This is a genomic window from Faecalicoccus sp. (assembly GCF_036552745.1).
Taxonomy (GTDB): Bacteria; Bacillota_I; Bacilli_A; order Erysipelotrichales; family Erysipelotrichaceae; genus Faecalicoccus.
Genome location: NZ_JAXKBY010000183.1, coordinates 1 through 2,976, shown reverse-complemented (window position 1 = coordinate 2,976; position 2,976 = coordinate 1). Strand labels below are relative to the sequence as shown.

Genomic DNA, 2,976 nt, shown 5'->3' with positions numbered 1-2,976 from the left:
TTGTCAATATATTTGTTTGATTTTTTGATAAAAAAAAGAGAGGCGCACATTTTGTGTGCTCCTCAAAGTGTTCATTTTCTTAACTTAATGACATTGGGCTCACCTTCTCTATTTTTTGATCAAAGATCATCCGTTTGTGGATGGTTGTAAAAGAATTGGGGTGACAATATTTCTAGAATTTTTAAACAAGAACCATCATCTTTTTGTCGATGGCAAACAAATTATTTCCAATAATACTCTGGTTGCGATTACTTTGATGATTGCTCAATCTATGCCAGAAGAAAAAGAAACCATGGTGAATCTAGTCATGCATTTTCTGTCTACATAAAATTTTAATATCTCTTTTTCTAATTTGTAGGCTTATTCATTAAAATCGAGTTTTAAAAAAGGAGAGCGTTTCTTGCTCTCCCAGACTACATTTTTATGCTTCTTCCTTCTTACGAACCCGTTGTTTTGCCAAACGCTTCTGTTGAATTTCTTCCATCGTTTGGCGTGAATTGATGATGACCGGAATCACGATTGGATTTCGATGTGTCTTCTTATACAAATAAGGTTCCAAGGTAGAACGAACACAGTTTTTAATTTCTGAGAATGTCGTCTTTTCCTTCATTTTCTCTTGTAAGGAATTATGTACGATAAATTCAGCCTCTTTAATCAACCCCTGTGAGTCTTTAATGAAGACAAAGCCTCGACTCACAATAACCGGACGCATCAAAATTTTATTTGTTTTTGAATCAATCGCAATAATAACAGACACTAAACCATTGTCGGCCAATATGCGACGATCCTTTAATACAGCTGTTGATAAACCGGAAATATCATTTCCATCTACATAAATATCGTCCCCTTGATATCGCCAATCACTTTGAAGGACCTCATGGTTTCGTAAAATCAGGATATCTCCATTGGCGCAGACAAAGATCTTTTCTTTGGGAACACCGACTTCCATAGCTGTCTGTCGGTGCTGCATCAACATCTTATATTCGCCATGGATCGGCATAAAGTAACGTGGTTTGATCAGCTGCAACATCAGCTTTTGTTCTTCTTTAGAAGCATGTCCTGTTGTATGCAGATTGTTTAAGATCGACTTTGTCAACACAGTCGCACCGCTTCTAAACAAGTTATCGATCACTTTATTAACGCTGGAAGCATTGCCCGGAATCGGATTGGAACTAAACACAATCGTATCTCCCGGTTTGATATGGATATAGCGATGCGTTCCGTTACTAATACGGCTTAAAGCTGCTAACGGTTCTCCCTGCGATCCGGTACAAATAATGCAGACCTTCTCATCCGGTATATGGGCTAATTCATCTGGACTTAAAAAATCACTGTTTTTTACTTTGATCGTACCCATCTTTCGACCAATATCGACAACATTTTCCATGCTTCGACCAAAGACAATGACCTTACGTCCGCACTTGATAGCCGCTTCTAATATTTGCGAAACACGATGAACGTTAGAAGCAAATGTCGCAACGATCAATCGCTGTTTGGTTTTACGCATGATATCCAGAATTTCATTGGCAACCTTCTTTTCCGAAATCGAAAAATCTTCTACGCCGGAGTTTGTTGAATCGGACATCAAAAGATCCGGCTTCAATACACCGATATATGCCATTTTTTGATAGTCGGCATTGGTTCCAACCGGTGTCAAATCAAATTTGAAATCTCCAGTATGCACGATCGAGCCATTTGGCGTTGTGATCAAAACGCCTAAAGAATCCGGAATGGAATGAATCGTATTAAAGAAACCTACGGTAAAATACTTTGTATGAATGCGGGATTCATCATTGATCTCAATGATTTTTGTACGCTCCAGTCCTTTATGTTCCGAAAGTTTTTTCTGTATCAAAGCTTTGGCAAATCGCGGTGCATAAATGGCATCGATATTGACCTGCTTCAATAAGAAGGGGATACCTCCGATATGATCTTCATGACCATGGGTAATCACTAAAAATTTTCTTTTTTTGTTCATGCGAATCAAATGATGGTAATCCGGAATGACGTAATCAACACCTAAAAGATCATCTCCGGGAAATAACACACCACAGTCAACGATACAAATTTCATTCTCATGTTCGTAACAATACATATTTTTTCCGACTTCACCCAGTCCCCCCAGGGCGTAAATCAATGTATCGTTTTTTTCAACACGATTCTTTGTATGATATGTTTTCTTTGATTGAGCATGACCAAAACTACTGTTCATCTGTTTTGGCATAAATTCCTCTTTTCTATACAATAAACATATGTTAATCTTTCTTAAATTATAACAAAACCCCTATACCTTAACAATTAAAAAAGCAGAGTATTAGATAACTTCTGCTTCTGGATCTTCTTTCCATGGATCGTTTTCATCAATGCGATCATAGAATAAAATACCGGATAGATGATCAATTTCATGTTGAAGGGCTATCGCAAAATAACCTTCTGCACTGATCGTTACATTTTTATCCTGAATCAGATCATAGCCACGTACTTTGATGCGGGCATGACGGAACACATGTCCGGGATGCTCATCTTTAACCGATAAACAACCTTCGCCATTTTCCAAATATCCGTTTTGTACCGATTCGGAAACGATTCTCGGATTGGCTAATGCAGCTTCCTGTACCCCATCTTCTTCCGGCACAACTACCGCAATCAACTGCTTAGGGATCCCCAACTGGATTGCCGCAATTCCTACAGCCGGCTGTAACCCCTCTGCCTGCGCAATCTCATCATCCTGAGAATGGCGAACATAGGTCAGCATATCTTCCAATAACTGACGATCCTGCGCCGATAATGGCAGTTCTACTTTCTCGCTTTTTGTACGAATTCTTGGATCACTGTCTAATATAATGGTTTCACTATTAATTTTCATGAAACTATTCTAATCCATTTCGGTCTGTTTCGCAAATAATTTAAACTCTACACCTGTAAATCTGTATAAATAGACTTCAAAAGTGCAGCCGATTCCAACAAGGCTTTCTT

2 protein-coding genes and 1 pseudogene are annotated in these 2,976 nt (G+C 38.5%); 1 reads left to right on the top strand and 2 read right to left on the bottom strand.

Features of this window, described 5'->3' with window-relative positions:
• Positions 1–109: 109 nt before the first annotated feature.
• A pseudogene (locus tag U0M88_RS08775) lies at positions 110–328 on the top strand (Fic family protein); the annotation flags it as partial.
• A gap of 93 nt (positions 329–421) precedes the next feature.
• Here U0M88_RS08775 and rnjA read toward each other — a convergent pair.
• Positions 422–2,212, bottom strand: a complete 1,791-nt coding sequence (rnjA, locus tag U0M88_RS08770; RefSeq protein WP_259295313.1) for a ribonuclease J1 — start codon at positions 2,210–2,212, stop codon at positions 422–424.
• Positions 2,213–2,314: 102 nt separating this feature from the next.
• Complete coding sequence (gene def, locus U0M88_RS08765) at positions 2,315–2,866, bottom strand: peptide deformylase (RefSeq protein ID WP_022789781.1); 552 nt, start codon at positions 2,864–2,866, stop codon at positions 2,315–2,317.
• Positions 2,867–2,976: the final 110 nt, after the last annotated feature.

What these genes read in the sequence shown, in the direction of transcription:
- rnjA (WP_259295313.1), bottom strand. Translation starts at nt 2,212, where the DNA reads ATGAACAGTAGTTTTGGTCATGCTCAATCAAAGAAAACATATCATACA.
- def (WP_022789781.1), bottom strand. Translation starts at nt 2,866, where the DNA reads ATGAAAATTAATAGTGAAACCATTATATTAGACAGTGATCCAAGAATT.